Genomic DNA, 22,413 nt, shown 5'->3' with positions numbered 1-22,413 from the left:
GACTACGAGTTGTCGGCGACGACCGCCAGGCCGTCGGTCAGAACGAGATCGGTTCCGCGTGCGGTGCGGAACGCGTAGGTGGTGTCGGAGCCGGTCGAGCCGACCTTCCAGATCTGGGTCTCCAGATCGTCGCCGGGGAACACCATCTTCGAGAAGCGCACCGCGAACCGCTTCAACCGCTGCACATCGGAACCGGCGACCTCGGTGAGAACGGCCCACGACGACATCGCCATCGTGCACAGACCGTGCGCGATGATGCCGGGCAGTCCGGCGTCCTTGGCCACCTGCTCGTCCAGGTGCAGCGGCACCGGATCGCCGGAGGCGGGGGCATAGCGGTAGGTCTGATCGTCGTCCACGTGCGCGGCGACCCGGGCCAGCGGCGGCTGCGCCTCCAGACCGGGATCGAACTTGTGCGGCGGCGCGCTCGCACCGACCTGCTTGCCGACATCGATGTTGCGGAAGAAGGCGGTCAGGTACTGCTCGTTGACCAGCTCACCGCCGGAGTCCCGGCATTCGATGAGAATGGTGATGGTGGTGCCGTTCTCGCGGCCCTCGTAGCCGATCGCCTTGGCCCGCGAGACCAGCCGATCACCGGGCCGGATCGGGCGGTGAAAGTGAAAGTCCTGCTCGCCGTGCACGACTCGGCCGAAGATGTCCATCGGGACGACGTCGATCACCGGCATCATCATCGCCTCGAAGACGGGGACGATGGCGAAGACGGGGGCGGCGACATCGCCGGACAGGTGAGCCGGAATCGGGTCGTTGGTGGCGGCGGCGTACTCGGCGATCCGCTCCCGCGTGACCTCGAACCGCTCCTCGTCGGACCAGACGTTCAGGCCCGCATCGTCGAATTCCACGGGCCGGGGCCCTGTTTCGGTCGCCATCTCGTCAGGCCGTCGCCAGGGCGTCGAGCTGTTCGAGGGTGGTGTCCAGCTGCTTGGCACCGTCCTTCTCGACCGCCTTGCCCAGCGCGCCCTTGATGAGCGCACCCTCGAAATCCCCGGAGACCGAGAATTTGCTGCCCGCCCCCTCGGGTGCGATGTCGAAGGAGAACTTCACCTTCACACCGGCCATCCCGGCACCGCTGAGGACCAGGTTGTTCGGCGAATTCACCTCTTCGACAACCCATTCCATCTTGTTGGCCATGCCGAGCATCATGATCTTGGCGACCAGCTTCGAGCCCGTGGTCAGCGTGGCCGGCGGCTCCTCCATCCAGCGCTCGTGAATGGTGAACCATTTGTCCCAGGTCTGCGGATCCGAGACGACCGCCCACAGCGCGTCCGGGGTGGCGTTGAGGTTCTTGGTGGCTTCGATGTGACCCATGCTCGTACTCCTCGTCGAGTTCGCTTGTGGTGTGGAAAATTTCAGCGCTCGGCGCGCTGGTAGGCGGTGACTACCGCGGCTCCGCCGAGGCCGATGTTGTGCTGCAGGGCGGCGGTGACGCCCTCGACCTGACGTTTGTCGGCGTCACCGCGCAACTGCCAGGTGAGCTCGCTGCACTGAGCCAGACCCGTCGCCCCCAGGGGATGGCCCTTGGAGATGAGGCCGCCGGACGGGTTGACCACCCATTTGCCGCCGTAGGTCGTCTGATCGCCGTCGATGAGGCTGCCGGCCTCGCCCTCGCCGCACAGGCCCAGCGCCTCGTAGAGCAGCAGTTCGTTGGCTGAGAAGCAGTCGTGCAGTTCGATCACCTGGAAGTCCTGCGGACCGAGGCCCGCCTGCCGGTAAACCTGCTGCGCGGCTTGCACATTCATGTCGTAACCGATGAGGTTCTTCGCGGTGCCGTCGAAGGTGGAGGCGAAATCGGTGGTCATCGCCTGGCCCACGATCTCCACCGCGCGCCCGGCCAGACCGTGCCGGTCGACGAAGTCCTCGGAGGCGAGGACCACCGCACCCGAACCGTCCGAGGTGGGCGAGCACTGGAGTTTGGTGAGCGGGTCGTAGATCATCCGCGCGCCCAGAATGTCGTCGAGCGAATACGCGTCCTGGAACTGCGAATACGGGTTGTTCACCGAATGCTTGTGGTTCTTGTACCCGATCTTCGCGAAATGCTCCGCGGTGGTGCCGTACTGCTTCATATGTTCGCGGCCCGCCGCGCCGAACATCCACGGCGCCGGCGGGAACAGCACCTCGGAGATCTCGGCCAGCGCCATCATGTGCTTGGCCATCGGCTGCTCGCGGTCGTCCCAGGTGGAACCGAGCGAACCCGGCTGCATCTTCTCGAAGCCCAGCGCCAGCGTGCAGTCGGCCAGCCCGCCCCGAATCGCCTGCGCCGCGAGGTAGAGCGCGGTGGAGCCGGTGGAACAGTTGTTGTTCACGTTGATCACCGGGATACCGGTCATCCCCAGTTCGTAGACCGCGCGCTGGCCGGAGGTGGACTCGCCGTAGACGTAGCCGACGTAGGCCTGCTGCACCTCCCGGTAGTCGATCCCGGCATCGGCCAGCGCCTTGGTGCCGGATTCGCGGGCCATATCCGGGTAGTCCCATGCGCGGGTGGTGCCGTCGGCCTCCTCGACCTGCCGCCGACCCGGTTTCTCGAACTTCGTCATTCCGACGCCGACGACGTAGACCTTGTTCGTCATCGAACCACCCTTCTCCCAGTCGGCCGCTCCGCGAGCGGCAGTGGTCGATCCGTTCCGATCGAACTGGAAACAAACATACGGAGCTGTATGTAAAGACGCAATAGGGTGTGCGCTTTCGCCGTCAGATCTGGGTATATACCCAGCTAGAACGTTTGTGTTGATACGTACAGGCGCTTCTGTAGCTCGATACAGCTCGCGCATTGACGCCGGTGCACCGGCGTGGCGGTACGGGTGTCAGCCGCCGATTCCGAGGCCCGGGAGTGCGGATTCGGCGGCACGACGCAGGTGCGCGGAAGCGCGCTGCCAACGGCGGTGGGCACGCTCGGGATCCGGAGATACGAAGTTGGAGACCAGGATTCCGCGCAGGGTATCCATCGCGGTATAGGCGAAGTCCCGGACTTCCTTGCGCCGCAACTCATCCGGGACCAGCTGCGATACCGCCATCAGAACGGCGTTGTTGACGAACGGTTCCACCTTCTCGGCCTCGGCGGCCAGCACCGGATCGGTGCGGCCGGCCACCCACAGCTCCATGGCCGCGATGAACAGCGGCCCCTGGTGCAGCTCCCACATCGCGTCCAGGGTGGCGCCGATCGGATCGTCCCCGGCGCGCAACCGGCCCAGCTCCTTCATCGCGGCCTCGGTGCGCCGCTGCGCCAGGTGGGAAATAGCGGCTACGACCAGATCGGTTTTGGAACCGAAGTGGTGCACCTGCGCGCCGCGGGTGACCCCGGCCCGCTCCGCGACGCGTGGCGTCGTGGTGCCCGCATAGCCGTATTCGACCAGGCAATCGATGGTCGCGTCGAGCAACCGCACCCGCATCTCGCTGCTGCGCTGCTCCTGGGTACGACGCGGCGGCTTACCGACGACAGATCTGGCCATCCGGAAATCCTACACTTACATACACACGTGCATGAAACTCACTCGGGCTCGCGCGCCGCACGTCCGCGTTGTATCGCGGCGAGTAGCACCCGCACCCCGGCGCCGATGAGCGCCAGATCGGCCAGAATCTGCACCGTCACCACGACGCGCGCCGCCTGCGAGGTCGCCGCGATATCGCCGAAACCGACCGTCCCCAGCACGGTCACCGTGAAATAGAGCGCGTCGATCCGGGTCAGCAGCGCCGAGAAACTGTCCGGCTCGGCCGCCGACATCAGCACGTACGTGGTGGCGAACATGAGAATGAAGGCCACCGCGATCATGGTCAGCGCCTCCGCCCCGCGCAGCCCGGGATACGGCGCGGCGACGATGCGCGTGGCCTGCCGGTAGATGAGGACGACGACCACGACCAGACCACCGCACAAGCCCAGAATCGGACCCAGCTCGTTCAAATGATGAAGGGGCAGCGCGAAATACAGCGCCACCAGCACGATCGTCGTCAGCGTGGTCCGCGCGGCGGCATACAGCACCGCCCGCCGCCGCCCATTGCCGCCGCCGCTCCCCTGTACCCGCGGATCCATCCTGACCTCCCGGTCGAGTGCCGCCTCCTCCGGATCACTCAACCACGCCGTGGGCGGGAAGGCGCGGAGGTTGGCGCCGCGGCAAGCAGCCACTTCCCCACGGTGGGAAATCACACCACCACGCGGCGGCGACTCGAGTTGAGAGACTGAATATCGACCAGTCGGTGACGGGCTGTGCCTGACTCTGTTCGACGAGTCGGCAGGGCTCACGGGCCGACATGTCGAGATGTCTCGCCGGAGCAGCGTGAGGATTGATGAGAGAACTTCACCCCGATGTACGCGTGGCGATGGCGATGGGACGAGAACTGAAGCACCGCATCGCCGAAATGCGTGAGCGTGCCGACGGCATAGTCGCACGCCGACCCTCGCCGAGCGGGATGGTGATTCCCGAGGTCAATGTGTACGGCCAGCTGACGGACCTGTATCTCGCACCCGGCACCTGCGATCGTTTCGGCAACGACGAGCTGGTCGCCGAGATCGTGGCTGCCATCCGGGAAAGCACCGCCAACGCGCGCCGGCAGTACGGAATCGCGATGAACGAGGACCATCACCACGTGCCGCTGGCCGAGAAGGCACGACTGTGGCGGGAGGAGATGGACGCGCCGAAGCCCTCCACCACTGGGAACCCAGAAGAATAAGGCTCGGACGGCTGGGCGGGAGGATTGGCCAGTTATGGCAAATTATCTGGATCTTGATCCTGATCAGCTGCGCGTATACGCCGAGCAACTCGAGAGATACGCAGCTGCCATGCGGAAATGGGGCGAGATTCCGGAGGGCTGGCTGAAGGAGTTTCCGGACGGCTACGGCACTATCGCAGATCCGATGCACGGGGCGCTGAAGGATTACTACCGGAAACGCCATGATAAAGCCGAAGCCCAGGCGGCGTCGGCCGAACGGACCGCACACGATCTGCGAGCCGCGGCCGGACGGATGGAAAACACCGAACTCTCCGGGGGACAGCAGATTTCCAACGCCGGTCCGCATGGCGGGCCGAGTCCGGTAACTCATGGGCCCAGCGCACTGGACGGTGACACTCCGAAAACTCCGGGCATATCGAATGATTCGCCGCAGCGCATGCCGGACATTCCCGCGCGGCCCGTCGGCGGCCACACCGACGGAGTGACCGGTCCGGCGACGGCCACCCCCGGGCAGCCGGGTCACGGCAGCATCCCGGCGTTTGCCGGAGCGAATCCGGTTACGCCCATCGATGCTTCGCATTCGATGCCGAGCCCCGAACATCGCGTCGACGAGTCGGCGCCACCTCTCGCACATGTAATGCCCGGAGGGCACAGCACGCCAGAAGGTGCCGGGGTCTTCACTGCCGGATACGGGACCGGTACGCAGTCCGAAGCACCGACCACCGCTGCCGTGCCGCCCATGGGGCCGACGGGCCCGCTGTCCGCCGTTCCGGCTCCCCAACCGCCGAGACCGCTGCGGCCAGGACCGCTCTCGGTCTCGTCCCAGCCCGTACGCGGCCACCGGCAGGGCCTGCCGCAGCTGGTAGTCGGTGACGGCGAGGAAGATGATCTGACGTTGGCCCGGACACTATTGAGCGCCGTACTCTTCGCCGTCGGCGATTCCGCGCCGGGCGTCGAGTGGGCGACCGGCGTGGTGCGGAACAGAAAAGGCGCTGTCGTCCTGCTGACGTCGACCGAAGGGCGTGGGTGGCTGCCCGCCGGCTTGTTCGTCCCCTCGGAGGTTCTGATTCCATGGCAATGGGATTCGATCCTGGACGCCGAGGGCCGGATAGCCATGACAGCGTTCGAAAACAACTCCGACCCCGCGCGGATCGTCACCGAATTCGCCTACCACGCCGCTCGGGCGAAACGCGGACACCTGCGCGCCCTCGCATCGTCGTCGGGGGTGGACGATTACGTGCGTGTCACTCAGGGCAACGAGGTCGCTATCGCGGACATGGTGGTCGCGACAGAGACCTCCGTCGACCTGTCCAGTCCCGGCGCGGGTCTTTTCGATCGACTCGACGCCGGTGGCTCCGCAACATCTCGACAGCGTGCAGCCGAGGTATCGGACTCCGACATCCGCGCGGTCTGCGCGCAACTGGCTCGCGACGCCGATGCGCTGGCCCGGCAGGCTATGTCCGACGCCACACCGGAGGTTTGGGCGCAGCGAATCCGGAGACAGGAGGTTCTGAATTCGCTCGGGGCCGGAGACCGGGTTCCCGCGAACACTCGGCCACTCTCCCCTCCAGCCGACCAAGACGGTATCGCGTCCTTCTCGGCCGTATTCGCGCCGCCCGCCTCATCGCGTCCCGCGGCCACCTCTGCCGTCATTTCCAGCAGTGTCTCACCGCCATCGGATGTGGATATGGAACGCAGCCGGACATTCGAGCGACGGGCCGACGAATTGATATCGCTGATGCTCACAGGAAAGAATGACCGCCGAATGCTGCGCGACGTGTTGTACGTCCACGATCAGATTGCCGAACATCCGCAACTCCGGAGCGTGATAGAAAAGGTGCCGATGCCGGCCGCGAACACCGCTTCTGTCGATACGGGCTCAGCCGGCCGCAGCGGCTCATCTGCCGCCGAATATCCGAGTTTCCCTGTGGGCCCGGGGCTCCACGGCGAAGAGAGGAGCATCCGATGACCGGTAAGGATCCCGGCACCCTGATCAAAGAGATCCAAGACACTCACAACGTCAATTGGGATGACGACACATACACCAAAGACGAATCGCTCAAGATTCTGAAAGAACTCGACGAGCTGTCTCCGGAAGACTTCAAGACAGTCTGGAACGGCCTGGACAAAGACGATAGACAAGATCTCGTAACGTCGATCGGGCTGCGCAATGAGGGCAACTGGGATCCACGAAAAGACAGCGACTACAAAGAGCTCGCCAAGGCGCTGGGCGACGATAACCTCGACGAAGCGATGGCGTACAAAAATGCCCAGAAAACTAAGCAGGACAACGAGAAGACCGACGCTCCGGCTAAATTCGACAAAGATTTCGGCTTTCTCCCCAGCGATGGCAAGAAGCATTTCGAGGAGGTACTCCTTTATGTTCCCAAAGGGCGGAGTCAGTCACTCCTAGAACTGATCCAGGACACTCAGGACACCATGCAGGCCGGATTCGATTCACTCGGCTCGCGCAACCCGAAGGACGCACCGGACTTCAATTCCCTACTGGAGCAACACCAACTCGACAAGCCTGAGGGATGGTCCAATGTCATAGACAGGTACGACACCTTCAAAAAGACCTTCGACTCGCGAGAGGAAACATATAAAGATAAAAGCAAGGACGTCAATTTCACGACCAAGACCACCCAGAAGGACCTTCTCGACTGCGCCTCCAAGCTCCGGGGCGTAAAGGATGAACTCAACGGCTTTCTCCAGCAGGACTACAGCACGTACACCCAGAAAGGGAACACGATAGTCCTACCCGGACCGCATGTGAGCGCCAACACCACCGGCCCCGACGAAACCGTCTACACCCGTAAGACAGAGAACGACAACTTCGTACTCACTCCGGAAGCAGAGCAGAAGTACTACGTCAGCCACATCCAAACCGCCGTCGACAAATGGAACAAGATTTATGACGACACGGCGATGAAGTTTCAGAAGCAAGCGGACCATGTCGACGATCCGGGTCCGAAGGAACCGGAGAAACCGGCGGCGCCCGCCGCACCGGCGGCCCCCGCGGCGCCCGCAGCGCCGGCGACGCCCTACACGCCCGTCTCCGACACTTCCGGCACCACCGATCTAGCCGACCAGACGGACTACAGCGACATTTTCGGCGGTCTCACCGACGGCCAATCCCAGACCGATACGACCGATATCACGGATCCCTGGAATACCGACGGAGCGAGCGGAACAGGCACAGGTACCGGCGACGGTACCGGCACCGATTCGACCAGTGGCACGGCCTCGGGCGATTCCACGGCATGGGACCAGATAGCGAACGCCCTCACCGGTAACACCAGCGGCGCCGGGACCACCGGTCAGAATTCGGCCGGCACGAGCGCCGCGTCCGCGAGCCCGCAAATGGGGGCCATGAATCCCTTGGCTGGGTACATGAATAATCCGATGGGGAACTTCGGGTCGGGCGGATTCATGAACCAGGGGGGTAATCAGAACAACCCCGCATCGCAGTACGGCCAGAACCCCCTGTCCTCCGCTCTCGGAAGACAGGCGAATTCGCTTCTGCCCGAGGCAAATGCGGCGCAGACGGCGACGGGCGCCACCGCGCAGCAGGCCGCCTACACCAATCCGGCATCGGCCGTCTCGGCCACGCCGGCTTCCGGCACGCCCCCGCATATCGGCAATTCCATGGTCGACATGAAACTGCCGGACGGCAGTACGCCGCAGAAGGTTCCGGCAGTCGTGGCCGACGCCGTGAACAGGGCGTTCAACAATCCGAACGGCAGCGATGCGGCCGCCGCGTATGGCAGCGCCTACGCGCAGGCGACCCCGGTGGACCCTTCGAATCTGCATACCGGCGATGTCGTGCAATGGGCCGATCGCAGCGCGGTAATCGTTCGCGAGGGCACCGACAACTACTACATCATCACCGACGGCCAGATGCGGCACGTCGATCTGAAAGACCTTCCGAACTACGACAACGGGGCATTCGGTAAGTTCGGAGGATTCTTCCGACCGGCCGGTGCAGGCGATCCGAGCCAGGAGGGACAGCTACAGGCGAACGCCGTCGTCCAACCGACCACAGTGGTCTCCGCGTCGTCGACGACCTCCGCACACCCGCCGAGCACCGACACGCAAGAGACGTGACAGCCGCGACGGCCCGGTCGGCCGGGGACTTCCTGGTCGATGTCGCCGAGCGGATCGGGACCGGTTGCACGCCGGAATCTCTTCGCTCGGTGCTGCTTCTGGCCTGTGGTGGCCGATTGGACACACACACACCGCGCGGGAGTCGCTCCAGCGGGATCACACTGTCCGGGATGCCGTTCGAAGCCAGCGTGACCGGCGGGCGGGGACACTCCGCCCGCCTGCTGCGCTACATCACCGAAACCACTACCTGGGAACCGGAGTTCACGGTTCGGCTGGAGGCATACCTCGCCGCCATCGCGCGGCTGGTTTCCTGGCTGCCGGATGGGAACGACGAGGTGGTCGACCTTCTGCACGCGTTCGTCACCACTGTTTACCCTGATCCTGCCGCGATCGAGTGGGGTCGACGCCCGGCGATGTGGCTCGGGATGGTGCACCACCCCGCCGAGCCGGATCGCCTTGCCGGCCTGAAGGTGTACTGCAGCGGGGCCGCGAGGGCCGATGCCTTCGAGGCCGTGAGCCGACGGTGGCCCGGGTTCGAGGGATTGTGTCCGATACCCGTGAACGACGATCTGTTTCGCAACGCCGGGCTGGCGATAGAGGTCGACGCGCACGCCCGCCCGACGTACAAGCTCTACCTGCGAGCACGCTCCCGAGACGTAGCGGTGCCGATGAAATTGGTCCGCTATTTCGGCGAGTCCGCGTGGGAAACACTGTCCGAATTCACCCGGTGCGGTGTCGACGCCGCCCACTTGCACGACTTCAGCTACTTCGTCTGCTGCACCCGCCACGGAGATGAAGACCCTTCATACACCGTGTCTTTGGCTACGAAGCGCTCCGACGACATCAACGCGCTCGTACGTGAGCTGGCGGTGCGGCACCACGGCAGCACACGGGCGATCGATGCGATGGGTCACGCCGCGCGGTCCTGTGGCGCGATATGGCGTTGTTCAGCGCTCGCACTCGGCTTTTCACCGGAACATGGCATCGACAAACTGAACGTCTACGGCACACCGACGTGGGAGATCCCTCCGAGACCGAGCTCAGGCCCGCACGGCCGCTCGCACGATCGGAAGATTCGCGTTGACGTGCCCGAGCCGCAGTAAGGCACGGAGTTCGGCGAGCCTATCGAGGTCGTCGCCGTAGAGGCCGGCAATCTTTGCGTCTTCGAGGTCGACGACTCCGTACAGGTACGGGCGGCCGCCCAGCTCGCAACAGCGTCGCTGCAAGTCGCGAAAGGTCTGCCTGACAGCGGCTTCGGCGGCCGGATCGCGGTCGACGGTGGCATACAGTCCCACCCCGACCGAGACGGGTGCGGTGAGGACCGGTGCGAAGGCGAAGGGAACCGCGTCGGTCGGACGGCGCACGACCAGCGCGTAGATCATGGTCGAAGGATCGTCGAAGGGAGCCCGATCCAGCTGCGCCGCAACAGCTTCGAACATCGCGACACAGTGTTCTGCCGGTACCACGTAGTCGGCCCACATCCGTCCCCGATCGGCGGGAGGCGGCGGTGCGGCATGCGGATCGGTTTCCCACATCGGTGACTCGGTGAGGACGGCGCAGTTCTCGCCGGCACACGGTCGGGCCGGGCCGTCGCCACGCCATCCGGTTACCGACCGGATTCGGCCGTGCCGGGACATTCCCCAGTAGGAGTCGACGTCGCCGGCCCGCGCGACTCGGGCGGTATGTTCGGCCAGTGCGCCGAGCGTCGCGTGATCGTCCCGATGCTCGTGTATCCGCGGCTCGTATTCCACCGTCCGGAGTACCGCTCGCTCGATCAGGCCCACGGCGCCCAGTCCGCCGAGCGCGAACCGGAACAACTCGCCGTGTTCGGTTCGGGAACACCAACGGCTGCTTCCGGTTCCGTCGATCAACTGAATGCGCTCCACCTGGTCGACCTGCCAGCCGGATCGGATCGACTCGGACCCGGCGCCGCCGACCGACAGGGTGCCCCCGACAGACATGTGCAGATAATTCGGCAGAACCGGAAACGCCCGGCCGCGCCGGTTCAGATAACGCTCCAGCCCGTGCCAGCTCGCACCCGCGGGGACCTCGAACAATCCCTCGCCGAGGTCCCGGATCTCCCGGGTCGCGCTCTCGGGCGCGTACGTCACGAGCAGCTCGCCGGCGGTGACCGTCTGCCCCGCGCAGGAATGCCCGGAGCCCCGCAGCGTCAACGGCCGGCCGGAGCCGAGCAGGGCGGACGGAAAGGCGGACGGCAACCGATGAATCGCTCGAGGTGTGGCTCGATGCAAGCCACCGAAGTCGGTGTCGAATTCGGCGGCGGAAACCTCAGCGGCACTCATGATTTCGGCAGCGGTCGTGTCACCGTCCGGTCAGCGGTATGCGGCACGCCGTCATCGTAGCGAGCTGCCGGGACGGCTTCTCACTGCCAGGAGTAGGGCGCGGTCGGATCGTCACGCGCTGCCGTACCGCACCGACACTGAGCTTCCCGCCCGGAGCAGACGATCAGCCGCGGCCGACGGCGGCCTGGTGGTGCGATGACACCCGGCGAGCCGACCACACAGTGACGGTGAACAGGAACACCCCCGCGACGGCGAGGCCCGCTCCCACGACGGCTGGCGCGGTGTATCCCAGTCCCGCCGCGATCACCAGCCCGCCCAGCCACGCGCCCGCCGCGTTGGCGATGTTCAACGCCGCGTGGTTGAGGGCGGCGGCGAGGGTTTGGGCGTCGTCAGCGACGTCCATCAGGCGGGTCTGCAGGCCGGGAGCCAGTGCGGCTCCGGAGGCGCCGACCAGGAAGGCGCCCGCAGCGGCGGTGAACGGGTTGTGGGCTGCCGCAACGAAACCCGCGAGGATGACGACCATCGCGCTGAGTGCGACGAAGATCGAGCGGTCCACGCCGCGGTCGGCGAGGACGCCGCCGCCGATATTGCCCGCGACCATCCCCAGGCCGAACAGGGCCAGCACGATCGGTACGAGGCCCTGTCCCAGGCCGGCGACGTCGGTGAGGGTCGAGGTGATGTAGGTGTAGACCGCGAACATGCCGCCGAATCCGACCGCGCCGACCAGCAGCGTCAGCAGCACCTGCGGACGGCGTAGCGCGGTGAGTTCGGTGCGGGGATCGGTCACCCGGACCCCGTGCAGATCGGGTACGAAGCGGCTGATCGCGAACACCGTGGCGAGCCCGATGACGGCCACGACCACATAGGCGTCGCGCCAGCCGAGGCCCTGCCCCAGCCAGGTGGCGGCGGGGACGCCCACCACATTGGCGGCGCTCAGGCCCAGCATCACCGCGGCGACGGCCTTGGCCCGCTGCCCCACCGGAGCCAGCGAGGCGGCCGCGAGCGAGGCCACGCCGAAATAGGCGCCGTGCGGCAGGCCCGCGACGAACCGGGCCGCGACCAGAGCGGGAAAGGCCGGGGCCAGCACCGAGGCGATATTTCCGATGGTGAACGCGACCATCAAGGCGATCAGCAGGCGCTTGCGCGGCATCCGGGCGCACAGCGCCGCGATCACGGGCGCGCCGACCACCACGCCCAGCGCGTACGCCGAGACGGCATGTCCGCCGGTGGGCTCCGAAACATGCAGGTCCGCGGCGATGTCGGGCAGCAGTCCCATGGTGACGAATTCGGTGGTGCCGATCCCGAAACCGCCGAGCGCCAGCGCGAGGATCGCCGGAATGTGCCAATCGGTGCGAGTCCGCGGCGCCGCGCCGGAGCCGAGCGCCGCACGGGACGACGCGGCACTCGCGGGTGACTCCGATGGGAAGTCGACGGGTGGTGCGGTGCGCACGGGAGCTGAGTCGGCCATGGGTGTGGCCAACACGCGCGGTCGCCGCGGCGATACCGGCGGCCGGGGTGATTCGACTCACGCGATGGGGTGCGGAAAGCAATTCGGGCACCCGCGGCCACCGGGATCGGTGGGGGCGGGTGCCCGGATATGTCTACCGGCCGCGCCGGATTCCGGCCGGTCGTGAGCGTTCAGCTCAGTTCGCGCGCCAGGTTCGCATCCAGCACGCCGAGGAACTCCTCGGTGGTCAGATAGCCCTGGTTGCCGCCGACCAGCAGCGCCAGGTCCTTGGTCATCTGGCCGCTCTCGACGGTCTTGATGACGACGTCCTCGAGGGTCTGCGCGAAGCCGATGACCTCGGGGGTGTTGTCCAGCTTGCCGCGGTGCGCCAGACCCCGCGTCCACGCGAAGATCGAGGCGATCGGGTTCGTGGAGGTGGGCTTGCCCTGCTGGTGCTGCCGGAAGTGGCGGGTCACCGTGCCGTGCGCGGCCTCGGCCTCACAGGTGCGGCCGTCCGGGGTGAGCAGCACGGAGGTCATCAGGCCCAGCGAGCCGAAGCCCTGCGCCACGGTGTCGGACTGCACGTCGCCGTCGTAGTTCTTGCAGGCCCAGACGTAGCCGCCTTCCCACTTCAGCGCGGAGGCGACCATATCGTCGATCAGCCGGTGTTCGTAGGTCAGTCCGGCGGCCGCGAACTCGTCCTTGAACTCGGTCTCGAAGATCTCCTGGAAGGTGTCCTTGAACATGCCGTCGTAGGCCTTCAGGATGGTGTTCTTCGTCGACATGTAGACGGGGTAGTTCTGCTGCAGGCCGTAGTTCAGCGACGCCCGCGCGAAGTCCTCGATCGACTTCTTGAAGTTGTACATACCCATGACGACGCCGCCGTCCTCGGGCATCTTCACCACTTCGTGGACGATCGGCTCGGAGCCGTCCTCCGGGGTGAACTGAATCGTGACGGTGCCGGCCTGATGCACCTTGAAATCGGTGGCGCGGTACTGGTCACCGAAGGCGTGACGGCCGATGATGATCGGCTTGGTCCAGCCGGGAACCAGACGCGGGACATTGGAAATGATGATCGGCGCGCGGAAAATGGTGCCGCCGAGAATGTTACGAATCGTGCCGTTCGGCGAACGCCACATCTTCTTGAGGCCGAATTCTTCGACACGTGCCTCGTCGGGGGTGATGGTGGCGCATTTGACGCCCACGCCGTGCTTCTTGATGGCGTTGGCCGCGTCGACGGTGACCTGGTCATCGGTCTTGTCGCGGGTTTCGATGCCGAGGTCGTAGTACTCGAGGTTCACATCGAGGTACGGATGGATCAGCTTGTCCTTGATGAACTGCCAGATGATCCGGGTCATCTCGTCGCCGTCGAGTTCGACGACGGTCCCTTCAACCTTGATCTTGGACATGGATCTTCGTGTCCTCCTAAGGAAGGTGTGCTCCCATTGCACGGCCAGGCGAGCACGCTTGTGAGCGGACCCCAGCTGTTCAACAGACAACGTATACGCCCCGCGTTGTCCACGAGACGCCTGGTGCTAAACAAGACAAGCGTACTGGTGCGCTGGGTCTCACTGACAGGGGCGGTCCCATTGAGAGCTACCCGCGTCACACCGGCCCGATGGCGATCGACAGGGAAACGGACATACGCCGCGAACGTCCGCCTCGAATCGGCCGAGCCCAACCCTCGCCCCGGTCGTGCCCGATTGTTACCATCCACGGCAGGTCATGAGCGCCAGCGCCAAGCCCCGGCTCGCTGGCCGGCAACCCTCCAGTTGCGGTGGGGTGCTCCGGGTGATTGACCGGGCTCTCGAAAGCCGAGAGCAAGCGCGACTGTCAGGAGCAACAAGTGAGCGAGTCCACCGTGCCCATCGCCGGCAAGTCCGTGGAGGCGGCGGAGCGGCGCAGCCGTATCGCTACCATCGGGGATGTGTGTGCCCCAGCCCTCCGTACCGCCTCGACCACGCGCGCGCTCTCGCCGTGCGCCGACCCGGCGGCCTCCGGCGCCGCGTTCCGGCAGGTCCGCGGGCCGATGCGGGTGACAGGGATCGATCGCGTGGCACGGCTCGACGTGGTGACGGCACGGTGACCGTGAGTATCGAATCGAGCACGTCACGCCCGGGCGCAACGACACTGCTACCGCCGCCGGACGGCACGGTGGGCATCATCGGCGTCGGCGATGTCCGCCTCGAGAACGGCGCGGTCGTCCCCGGTGTCGAACTGGCCGTGCAGCGCTGGGGTGAACTGGCCCCCGGCCTGGACAACGTGGTGCTGGTCGAACACGCGCTGACCGGTGATTCGCACGTCTGCGGGCAACCCGACGAACTGCACGCCCTGCCGGGCTGGTGGGACGGACTGGTCGGGCCCGGCGCGGCACTGGACACCGACCGCTGGTGCGTGATCGCGACCAACGTTCTGGGTGGTTGCCAGGGCAGCACCGGCCCCTCGTCCCTCGCGCCGGACGGAAAGCCCTGGGGCGCACGCTTTCCGGAGATTTCGATCCGCGACCAGGTGAGCGCCGAAGTGGCGCTGCTGGACCTGCTCGGGCTGACCCGCATCGCCGCGGTGGTCGGCGGTTCGATGGGCGGCATGCGGGTGCTGGAATGGATGGTCGGATACCCCGATCGCGTCGACGCGGCCCTGGTGCTGGCGGTCGGCGCCCGCGCCACCGCGGATCAGATCGGCACCCAGACCACCCAGATCGCCGCGATCACCTCGGATCCGGACTGGCAGGACGGCGATTACCACGGCACCGGCCGCCGGCCGCTGGCCGGTCTGCGCATCGCGCGCCGGATCGCGCATCTGACCTACCGCACCGAATTCGAACTCGACCACCGGTTCGCCAATACCGCGCAGGGCGACGAAAACCCTTGGGACGGTGGACGTTATGCGGTGCAGAGCTATCTGGAGCATCAGGCCGACAAGTTGGTCGCACGGTTCGACGCGGCCACCTACGTGCTGCTGACCGAGGCCATGAACCGGCACGACGTCGGCCGCGGACGCGGCGGCATCGAGGCCGCGCTGGCCGCCACCCCGGTGCCGTGCGTGGTCGGCGGCGTGGATTCGGACCGGTTGTACCCGTTGCGGACCCAGCAGGAACTGGCCGATCTGCTGCCCGGCTGCAAAGGTCTGGAAGTCGTGCATTCACGCGACGGCCACGACGGTTTCCTCACCGAGATCGAGGCCATCGGCAAATTGCTGGAGCAGACGATGGAATTGGCGCGCGCCGCGCAGGACGCCCGCGAATCCTGAGTCCGTCCTCCGAGTTCAGCCGACCGGGTTCAGCCGACGCCGAGGCTGCTGATGGTGGCCGCCAGCACGATGATCGCGCCGCCCAGCACGGTATAGGCGCCGATGTCGAACGGACGGCTGCGCACCGCCAGCAACCCGACTCGCGCCGACGGCAGGCACAACCGGAACACGGCCGCGAGCAGCGTCGCACCGCCGATGAAGAACGCACCGCGCCGCCACCGGTCCTGCGCCAGGAAAACCACCGCGACCAGCAGCACCACGACGACCAGCAGCATCGGCAGATGAACCTGGAAGAAGCGGCTCGCCGGGCTGGAATGCTGCGGGTGGGTGGTCGGCACGTCGGTCACGGCTGCGATTCTCGCATGTCCGGTCGTGCCGCCACCGGGAGCGGGTACCGTCTCGGTGTGCTCAAGCTGGTGTTCTTCGAACCGCGTATCCCACCGAACACGGGCAATGCGATCCGTCTGGCGGCCGGCACGGGGTGCGAACTGCATCTGATCGAGCCGCTCGGATTCGATCTGTCGGAGCCGAAGCTGCGCCGCGCCGGATTGGACTACCACGATCTCGCGGTGGTCACCGTGCACGAAAACCTTTCCGCGGCATGGAAATCCCTGCGGCCCGAGCGCGTCTTCGCCTTCACCACCCATGCCACCACGCACAACACCGATATCGCCTACCGTGCCGGTGACGTCCTGCTGTTCGGTCCGGAACCGACCGGCCTCCCGGACGACGTCCTGGCCGACCCGCACATCACCGACCAGCTACGCATCCCCATGCTGCCGGGCCGCCGGTCGATGAACCTGTCCAATGCCGCTGCGGTCGCGGTGTACGAGGCATGGCGGCAGCTGGGGTTCCCGGGAGCCGTATAGGTACCGTCGGGCGCCTCAGAGGTCGATCGCGAAGCGTTTGAAGCGGGAGGTGGCGCCCGCGGTGAGGTGGACGGCCGACTTGGGCACACCGTAGTGCTCGGCGAGAAGTTCGATCGCGGCCTTGTTGGCCTTGCCCTCCACCGCGGGGGCGCGTACGTACAGCTGCAGGGTGCCGTCGTCGAGGGTTTCGACGAGTGGGCCCTTGCGGCTGTTGGGTTTGATGGTCGCGCGGACCACGGTCGGCACGTGCGGCTCCTCGATCTTCGGGCGGTGCGGATATTCGGCCGGTGCGACGAGCGTAGCCGCGATGGTTCAGCGGAAATCGCGCGACTTCGAGGCCATCCGCAGGTCCATGCGCTGCAGATGTTCGGCCACCACGCTCACCACGCCCTCGGCGTTCTGCACCCGGCCCCGGATCAGCAGCGCGGGGGCGCCTTGGGCGATGCGGCGGTAGCGGCGCCACAGGCCCACCGAGCACACCACGTTCACCATGCCGGTCTCGTCCTCCAGGTTGATGAAGGTGACTCCGGACGCGGTGGCCGGTCGCTGCCGGTGCGTCACCGCGCCGCCGATCAGTACCTTGGACCCGTCGGGCACGGCGAGCAGCCGGTTCGCGGCGACCACGCCGAGTTCGTCCAGGCGCGGGCGCAGGAATTCGGTGGGATAGCGGCCGGGCGACACACCGGTCGCCCACACGTCGGCGGCCGCCATTTCCAGTTCGCTCATGCCGGGCAGCGCCGGCGCGTCGGTGACCGCCCCGGTCCCCGGCAGCCGATCCGCCCGCTCCCCCGCCGCCGCACCGGCCGCCCACAGCGCCTGCCGCCGATCGAGCCCGCGGCCGGACGCGGATTCGATACTGCCGAGCGCACCCGCGGTGGCCAGGGCCTCGGCCTGCGGCACGGACAACTCGACCCGGCCGGTCAGGTCCAGGAACGATCGATAGGGACCGGAGGACCGTGCCGCGACGATCTTCTCGGCCACGTCGTCCCCGATGTGCCGGACCGCGGACAAGCCCAGCCGCACCTGGGTTCCGTTCTGCTCGAGCGTCGCTCCGGCCAGGCTGTGATTGATATCCGGCCCGTGCACCACCACCCCGTGCCGGCGGGCGTCGGCCACCAGCGACTGCGGAGAGTAGAAACCCATCGGCTGCGCGTTCAGCAGCCCCGCGCAGAACGCGGCGGGATGATGCAGTTTGAACCAGGCCGAATAGAACACCAGCGCGGCGAAACTCTGCGAATGACTTTCCGGGAAACCGAAATTCGCGAAGGCGTAGATCTTCTCGTAGATGCGATCGGCCAGCTCTCCGGTGATTCCGTGCAGATCGCGCATGCCCTGATAAAAGCGGCCGCGCAGCCGCTCCATGCGCTGCGGTGACCGTTTCGATCCCATCGCGCGGCGCAACTGATCCGCCTCGGCGGGAGTGAACCCCGCGATATCGATCGCCATCTGCATGAGCTGTTCCTGGAACAGCGGAATTCCGAGGGTGCGAGCCAGCGAACTCTCGAGCGCCGGATGGTCGAGCGTGACCTCCTCCCGGCCGTTGCGCCGGCGGATATAGGGATGCACGGAACCGCCCTGAATGGGACCGGGCCGGATCAGCGCGACCTCCACGACGAGATCGTAGAAAGCACGCGGGCGCAGCCGCGGCAGCGTCGCCATCTGGGCGCGCGACTCGACCTGGAACACTCCCACCGAATCCGCGCGCGCGAGCATCTCGTAGACGGCGGATTCGGTGAGATCGAGGGCGTGCAATTCGACGACCTCACCTTTGTGCTCGCGCACCAGATCGATCATGTAATGCAGGGCCGAGAGCATGCCCAGGCCGAGCAGATCGAATTTCACCAGACCCGCTGCGGCACAATCGTCCTTGTCCCACTGCAGCACGCTGCGGCCGGGCATACGCGCCCACTCCACCGGGCAGACGTCGGCGATCGGCCGATCACAGATCACCATGCCGCCGGAATGAATTCCGAGATGCCGCGGCAGGCCCTCGATCTCGCCCGCCAGTTCCAGGACCCGATCCGGAATATCGGTATGCGTCTCGGACGCCACCCCGGTCCACCGGCTCACCTGTTTGCTGAACGCGTCCTGCTGCCCGGGCGAAAACCCCAGCGCGCGAGCGGCATCGCGTACCGCGGACTTACCGCGATAGGTGATCACATTGGCCACCTGCGCGGCGTATTCGCGACCGTACTTGCGGTAGACGTGCTGGATCGCCTCCTCCCGGCGATCGGATTCGATATCCAGATCGATATCGGGCGGACCGTCGCGTTCGGGCGCCAGAAAGCGTTCGAACAGAAGATCGTTGGCGACCGGATCCACATTGGTGATGCCGATCGCGTAGCAGACCGCGGAATTGGCCGCCGACCCCCGGCCCTGGCACAGGATGTCGTTGCGCTTGCAGAAGTGGACGATGTCGTGCACGACCAGGAAATAGCCGGGAAAATTGAGTTCGGTGATGATCCGTAGTTCGTGTTCGATCTGCCGGTACGCCTTGGGATTTCCCTCCGGCGGGCCGTATCGCTCGCGCGCCCCGGCGAGGGTGAGTTCTCGCAACCAGGAATTCTCGTCGTGGTCGGGCGGCACGTCGAACGGCGGCAATTCGGGGGCGATCAAACGCAGATCGAAGGCGCATTCGCGGGCCAGATCGACCGCCCCGGCCACCGCCTGCGGGCATTCGGCGAAGAGCCGGGCCATTTCCGCGCCCGACCGCAGATGCCCGCCGCCGGTCGGCGGCAGCCAGCCGTCGATCTCGTCCAGACTGCGCCGGGCCCGGATCGCCGCCAGCGCCATCGCCCGGCGCCCCTGGGCGGGGGTGGAGAAATGCGCTGCGGTCGTGGCGATCACCGGCACATCCAGCCGTGTGGCGAGGGCGATCAGCCGCGCATTGCGTTCGTCGTCGTCGGGCACTCCGTGGTGGGTGAGTTCGACGCTCACCCGGTCGCGTCCGAACAGATCCATCAACCGGCGCAGCTCCGCCTCCGCCTCGGCATCACCACGTTCCAGCGCCCGGCGCACGTGACCTTTGCGGCAGCCGGTGAGGATATGCCAGTGCCCGTCCGCGGCGGCGGCGAGCCGATCCAGGTCGTACCGCAGAATTCCCTTCTCGCCGGCCACCATATGTGCCGCCGACATCTCCCGCGACAGCCGCCGATATCCCTCCTGCCCGCGCGCCAGCACCAGCAGATGCGGTCCGGACGGATCCGGCTCCCCCGTGCGCGGCTGGGAATCGTCCATCGGCGCCGAACCGAATATCGTCGCCGCGTCGCGGGTTTCCCCCAGCGACAATTCGGCGCCGAACACCGTCGGCAGCCCCCATTCGGCGGCGGCCTCCGCGAAACGCACCACACCGTAGAAGCCGTTGTGATCGGTGAGTGCCAGGGCCTCGAGCCCCAGCCGCACCGCCTCCTCCACCATTTCCTCGGGTTGGCAGGCGCCGTCGAGAAAGCTGTAGGCCGAATGCGTGTGCAATTCCGCATACGGCACCAGCGGACCGCTCGCCTCCGGCCGCGTACCCGCCCGATATTCGCCGCGGGTATGCGACCACGCCGGGCTGTCCCCGCCGTCGCCCGGTGGGGTGGCCCCGCGCCCGGGCAGACCGGAGAGCACCCGCTCCATTTCCGCCCAGGTGGGCGGGCCGTTTCCCCAGCCCATACCGCTCACACCCTCGCCGATTCGAACGTATATTCGATACCGATGCTAGCTCGCGAGCACCGGGTTCGGGAAGGCAACCCCGCCGCGGTCAGCAACACGCCGCCGATCACCGGCCCCGCCGCCATCGCCGCCCCGCCGGCGGCCGTCCACAGGCCGCCCGCCGCGCGTGTCCGGGGTCGGCGTAGGCGCGCCGGACCATCGCCAGGGAGGCCGGGAGCTGGATCGCGGCCCCCAGGCCCTGCGCGAAACTCTCTCGGCCGCGGGCCGGAACGGACCGCCGCGATATACGTCGCTGGAATCCGACTGATTCGAATCCTTTTCGCGGATATCGACTCGCCCTAATGTCACTGCGCGAATCGACGGCGGGAAGGAAAGGGACCCCATGTCTGTACTGGAGTCCGCGCCGGCGAGTACGCGCGCCGGGGGGCAGCACGAGCAGCGGCCGGAACATCTCGGCGCCGCCGAAACTCGAACAGCGGTGGCGGCGAGCCTGATCGGCACCACGGTCGAGTGGTACGACTTCTTCCTCTATTCCACCGCCGCGGGCATCGTCTTCAACAAACTGTTCTTCCCGGATACGAGCGCGTTCGTCGGAACCATGCTGTCGTTCGCGACATTCGCGGTCGGTTTCGTGATGCGTCCGGTCGGCGGATTGGTTTTCGGCCATATCGGTGACCGCATCGGGCGCAAACGCACCCTCGCACTGACCATGGCGATCATGGGCGGGTCGACCGCGCTGATGGGTGTCCTGCCGACCAGTGCCGCGATCGGTATCGCGGCGCCGATCCTGTTGCTGGGGTTGCGCATTCTGCAGGGTTTCGCACTCGGCGGGGAATGGGCCGGTGCGGTCCTGCTGGCCGTGGAACACAGTCCCCGCAAGAAGGTCGGCCGGTTCGGCAGCTATCCGCAGATCGGTCTGGCGCTCGGCCTCGCACTCGGCACCGGCGTCTTCGCCCTGCTGCGTACGGTCCTGAGCGAGCAGGCATTTCTCGACTACGGCTGGCGAATCGCCTTCGGCGCCAGCGTGGTTCTGGTGGTCATCGGCCTGGTGGTGCGGCTCAAGATCGACGAGACGCCCGCGTTCCGGGAAATCGACCGGCTCAATCGGATCTCGAAAGTGCCTGTGGTCGAACTGTTCCGGAATGCGCGCACCCGGCGCAACACCGTCCTCGGCCTGCTCTCGCGGTGGGGCGAGGGCGCGGCGTTCAACACCTGGGGCGTCTTCGCGATCAGTTTCGCGACCGGGCATCTCGGATTCGAACAGGTTCCGGTACTGCTCGCGGTGACCATTGCCGCGGTCGTGATGGCCGCCCTCATTCCGGTATCCGGAAATCTGACCGACAGGCTCGGGCCGCGCCGGGTCTATATCGCCGGTATCGCCGCGTACGGCGTGCTGGTGTATCCGGTGTTCGCGCTGTTCGAGGTCGGCAATATCGTCGTGTTCACCCTCGCGATCATCGCGGTGTTCGGTGTCGCCCATGCCCTGTTCTACGGTGCGCAGGGCACGTTGTACGCCGGACTGTACCCGGCCGAGGTGCGCTACACCGGACTCTCGTTCGTCTACCAGGTCTCGGGGATCTACGCCTCGGGCATCACCCCGATGATCGTCACGGCGCTGATCGCGGTGGGCGGCAGAACACCCTGGCTCGCCTGCGGTTATCTGGTGGCGACGGCGGTGATCAGCGTGGTCGCGACGCTGTTCATCAGCGAGGACGACCGGCTCACCGCCTGAGCCCGCTCAACCGCCGGCGTACAGGGCGCGACGCCGCCGACGCGCACGCCGGACCGCCTGCTCCGCGGCGGCAGCGGCTTCTCGTTCGGATGCCCCCGCCGCGATCGCCTTCGCCCGGGCATCGGCCCCGGCCTTCTCGTCCCTGGCCGCCGAACGCCGGCGCAACGCTGTCCACAGACCCACCGTCGTCTCCTCCCGCACAGATATCCGAACACCCAGCATGACCGCGGGAGTACCCGGCCGGCATCGCCCTGCGGGATGACCGGCGGAGGGTGGAGGTAGTCCTCGTGGCCTACCCGGCTCCCCCGGCGATGTGCGCCGGCCCCCTTGGCAGCAGAACTTACTTTGGAGTAAGTTCGGGGGAAATCGACCTGC

20 protein-coding genes and 1 riboswitch are annotated in these 22,413 nt (G+C 66.5%); of the genes, 8 read left to right on the top strand and 12 right to left on the bottom strand.

Annotated features, from left to right (window positions below; all coding sequences use genetic code 11):
* Positions 1–2: 2 nt before the first annotated feature.
* The 5 genes from RJ03_RS04910 to RJ03_RS04890 all read right to left on the bottom strand — a co-directional run bounded on the left by RJ03_RS04910 (position 3) and on the right by RJ03_RS04890 (position 4,132).
* Positions 3–884: a MaoC/PaaZ C-terminal domain-containing protein gene (locus RJ03_RS04910; RefSeq protein ID WP_036498340.1), complete on the bottom strand. Its 882-nt coding sequence runs from the start codon at positions 882–884 to the stop codon at positions 3–5.
* Between the two features lie 4 nt (positions 885–888).
* A complete protein-coding gene (locus RJ03_RS04905) occupies positions 889–1,323 on the bottom strand; it encodes a type II toxin-antitoxin system Rv0910 family toxin (RefSeq protein WP_036498339.1) in 435 nt (144 codons plus the stop codon).
* A gap of 41 nt (positions 1,324–1,364) precedes the next feature.
* Positions 1,365–2,582, bottom strand: a complete 1,218-nt coding sequence (locus tag RJ03_RS04900) for a lipid-transfer protein (protein ID WP_036498338.1) — start codon at positions 2,580–2,582, stop codon at positions 1,365–1,367.
* Between the two features lie 234 nt (positions 2,583–2,816).
* Positions 2,817–3,461, bottom strand: coding sequence for a TetR/AcrR family transcriptional regulator (locus tag RJ03_RS04895; RefSeq protein WP_030513545.1), 645 nt, complete (start codon positions 3,459–3,461; stop codon positions 2,817–2,819).
* A 38-nt stretch (positions 3,462–3,499) separates the two neighbouring features.
* Positions 3,500–4,132: a potassium channel family protein gene (locus RJ03_RS04890; protein ID WP_157163338.1), complete on the bottom strand. Its 633-nt coding sequence runs from the start codon at positions 4,130–4,132 to the stop codon at positions 3,500–3,502.
* A gap of 161 nt (positions 4,133–4,293) precedes the next feature.
* Here RJ03_RS04890 and RJ03_RS04885 point away from each other — a divergent pair, with 161 nt between their 5' ends.
* From RJ03_RS04885 to RJ03_RS04870, 4 genes are all read left to right on the top strand, one after another.
* A complete protein-coding gene (locus RJ03_RS04885) occupies positions 4,294–4,677 on the top strand; it encodes a hypothetical protein (protein WP_174372259.1) in 384 nt (127 codons plus the stop codon).
* 34 nt (positions 4,678–4,711) lie between these two features.
* Complete coding sequence (locus RJ03_RS04880; RefSeq protein ID WP_083870600.1) at positions 4,712–6,646, top strand: type VII secretion target; 1,935 nt, start codon at positions 4,712–4,714, stop codon at positions 6,644–6,646.
* Positions 6,643–8,784, top strand: coding sequence for a hypothetical protein (locus tag RJ03_RS04875; RefSeq protein WP_036498335.1), 2,142 nt, complete (start codon positions 6,643–6,645; stop codon positions 8,782–8,784). The genes RJ03_RS04880 and RJ03_RS04875 overlap by 4 nt, the downstream gene beginning before the upstream one ends.
* Before the next feature lie 170 nt (positions 8,785–8,954).
* Complete coding sequence (locus RJ03_RS04870) at positions 8,955–9,887, top strand: hypothetical protein (protein WP_157163337.1); 933 nt, start codon at positions 8,955–8,957, stop codon at positions 9,885–9,887.
* Here RJ03_RS04870 and RJ03_RS34800 read toward each other — a convergent pair.
* From RJ03_RS34800 to RJ03_RS04855, 3 genes are all read right to left on the bottom strand, one after another.
* On the bottom strand, positions 9,825–11,087 hold the full coding sequence (locus tag RJ03_RS34800; protein ID WP_051024329.1) for an FAD-binding protein: 1,263 nt from the start codon (positions 11,085–11,087) through the stop codon (positions 9,825–9,827). The genes RJ03_RS04870 and RJ03_RS34800 overlap by 63 nt on opposite strands.
* Before the next feature lie 163 nt (positions 11,088–11,250).
* Entirely contained in the window at positions 11,251–12,555 is a 1,305-nt protein-coding gene (locus RJ03_RS04860; protein ID WP_083870599.1) for an MFS transporter, read from the bottom strand.
* 170 nt (positions 12,556–12,725) lie between these two features.
* Complete coding sequence (locus RJ03_RS04855) at positions 12,726–13,943, bottom strand: NADP-dependent isocitrate dehydrogenase (protein WP_030513542.1); 1,218 nt, start codon at positions 13,941–13,943, stop codon at positions 12,726–12,728.
* A 312-nt stretch (positions 13,944–14,255) separates the two neighbouring features.
* Positions 14,256–14,367: riboswitch (SAM riboswitch) on the top strand.
* Between the two features lie 13 nt (positions 14,368–14,380).
* On the opposite strand from RJ03_RS04855, the gene RJ03_RS04850 reads away from it, so the two are divergent.
* Together RJ03_RS04850 and metX are read left to right on the top strand one after the other, a co-directional pair.
* Positions 14,381–14,620, top strand: coding sequence for a hypothetical protein (locus tag RJ03_RS04850; RefSeq protein WP_063820338.1), 240 nt, complete (start codon positions 14,381–14,383; stop codon positions 14,618–14,620).
* Positions 14,621–14,664: 44 nt separating this feature from the next.
* Entirely contained in the window at positions 14,665–15,783 is a 1,119-nt protein-coding gene (gene metX / locus RJ03_RS04845) for a homoserine O-acetyltransferase MetX (RefSeq protein ID WP_371507167.1), read from the top strand.
* 29 nt (positions 15,784–15,812) lie between these two features.
* Here metX and RJ03_RS04840 read toward each other — a convergent pair whose 3' ends face one another.
* Entirely contained in the window at positions 15,813–16,058 is a 246-nt protein-coding gene (locus tag RJ03_RS04840) for a DUF3017 domain-containing protein (RefSeq protein ID WP_036498363.1), read from the bottom strand.
* 129 nt (positions 16,059–16,187) lie between these two features.
* Between RJ03_RS04840 and RJ03_RS04835 the strand changes: the two genes are divergently transcribed.
* Entirely contained in the window at positions 16,188–16,652 is a 465-nt protein-coding gene (locus tag RJ03_RS04835; RefSeq protein ID WP_036498362.1) for a tRNA (cytidine(34)-2'-O)-methyltransferase, read from the top strand.
* A gap of 15 nt (positions 16,653–16,667) precedes the next feature.
* Here RJ03_RS04835 and RJ03_RS04830 read toward each other — a convergent pair whose 3' ends face one another.
* Both RJ03_RS04830 and RJ03_RS04825 read right to left on the bottom strand, forming a co-directional pair.
* Entirely contained in the window at positions 16,668–16,898 is a 231-nt protein-coding gene (locus RJ03_RS04830; RefSeq protein WP_036498332.1) for a DUF167 domain-containing protein, read from the bottom strand.
* Between the two features lie 66 nt (positions 16,899–16,964).
* Positions 16,965–20,306: an error-prone DNA polymerase gene (locus tag RJ03_RS04825; protein WP_036498331.1), complete on the bottom strand. Its 3,342-nt coding sequence runs from the start codon at positions 20,304–20,306 to the stop codon at positions 16,965–16,967.
* A gap of 382 nt (positions 20,307–20,688) precedes the next feature.
* On the opposite strand from RJ03_RS04825, the gene RJ03_RS04820 reads away from it, so the two are divergent.
* Positions 20,689–22,038, top strand: a complete 1,350-nt coding sequence (locus RJ03_RS04820) for an MFS transporter (RefSeq protein WP_036498330.1) — start codon at positions 20,689–20,691, stop codon at positions 22,036–22,038.
* 6 nt (positions 22,039–22,044) lie between these two features.
* Here the strand turns inward: RJ03_RS04820 and RJ03_RS36935 are convergent, their stop codons facing one another.
* A complete protein-coding gene (locus RJ03_RS36935) occupies positions 22,045–22,221 on the bottom strand; it encodes a hypothetical protein (protein WP_157121677.1) in 177 nt (58 codons plus the stop codon).
* Positions 22,222–22,413: the final 192 nt, after the last annotated feature.

Origin of the sequence: Nocardia aobensis NBRC 100429, assembly GCF_000308375.1 — a bacterium.
GTDB classification, from domain to species: domain Bacteria; phylum Actinomycetota; class Actinomycetes; order Mycobacteriales; family Mycobacteriaceae; genus Nocardia; species Nocardia aobensis.
Note: the sequence above shows the minus strand (reverse complement) of the source record. Positions and strands in the feature narration are given on the sequence as shown.

Coding starts and splice junctions, on each gene's coding strand:
- RJ03_RS04910 (WP_036498340.1), bottom strand. CDS start 884: ATGGCGACCGAAACAGGGCCCCGGCCCGTGGAATTCGACGATGCGGGC.
- RJ03_RS04905 (WP_036498339.1), bottom strand. CDS start 1,323: ATGGGTCACATCGAAGCCACCAAGAACCTCAACGCCACCCCGGACGCG.
- RJ03_RS04900 (WP_036498338.1), bottom strand. CDS start 2,582: ATGACGAACAAGGTCTACGTCGTCGGCGTCGGAATGACGAAGTTCGAG.
- RJ03_RS04895 (WP_030513545.1), bottom strand. CDS start 3,461: ATGGCCAGATCTGTCGTCGGTAAGCCGCCGCGTCGTACCCAGGAGCAG.
- RJ03_RS04885 (WP_174372259.1), top strand. CDS start 4,294: ATGAGAGAACTTCACCCCGATGTACGCGTGGCGATGGCGATGGGACGA.
- RJ03_RS04880 (WP_083870600.1), top strand. CDS start 4,712: ATGGCAAATTATCTGGATCTTGATCCTGATCAGCTGCGCGTATACGCC.
- RJ03_RS04875 (WP_036498335.1), top strand. CDS start 6,643: ATGACCGGTAAGGATCCCGGCACCCTGATCAAAGAGATCCAAGACACT.
- RJ03_RS04870 (WP_157163337.1), top strand. CDS start 8,955: ATGCCGTTCGAAGCCAGCGTGACCGGCGGGCGGGGACACTCCGCCCGC.
- RJ03_RS34800 (WP_051024329.1), bottom strand. CDS start 11,087: ATGAGTGCCGCTGAGGTTTCCGCCGCCGAATTCGACACCGACTTCGGT.
- RJ03_RS04860 (WP_083870599.1), bottom strand. CDS start 12,555: ATGGCCGACTCAGCTCCCGTGCGCACCGCACCACCCGTCGACTTCCCA.
- RJ03_RS04855 (WP_030513542.1), bottom strand. CDS start 13,943: ATGTCCAAGATCAAGGTTGAAGGGACCGTCGTCGAACTCGACGGCGAC.
- RJ03_RS04840 (WP_036498363.1), bottom strand. CDS start 16,058: ATGCTGCTGGTCGTCGTGGTGCTGCTGGTCGCGGTGGTTTTCCTGGCG.
- RJ03_RS04825 (WP_036498331.1), bottom strand. CDS start 20,306: ATGGGCTGGGGAAACGGCCCGCCCACCTGGGCGGAAATGGAGCGGGTG.
- RJ03_RS04820 (WP_036498330.1), top strand. CDS start 20,689: ATGTCTGTACTGGAGTCCGCGCCGGCGAGTACGCGCGCCGGGGGGCAG.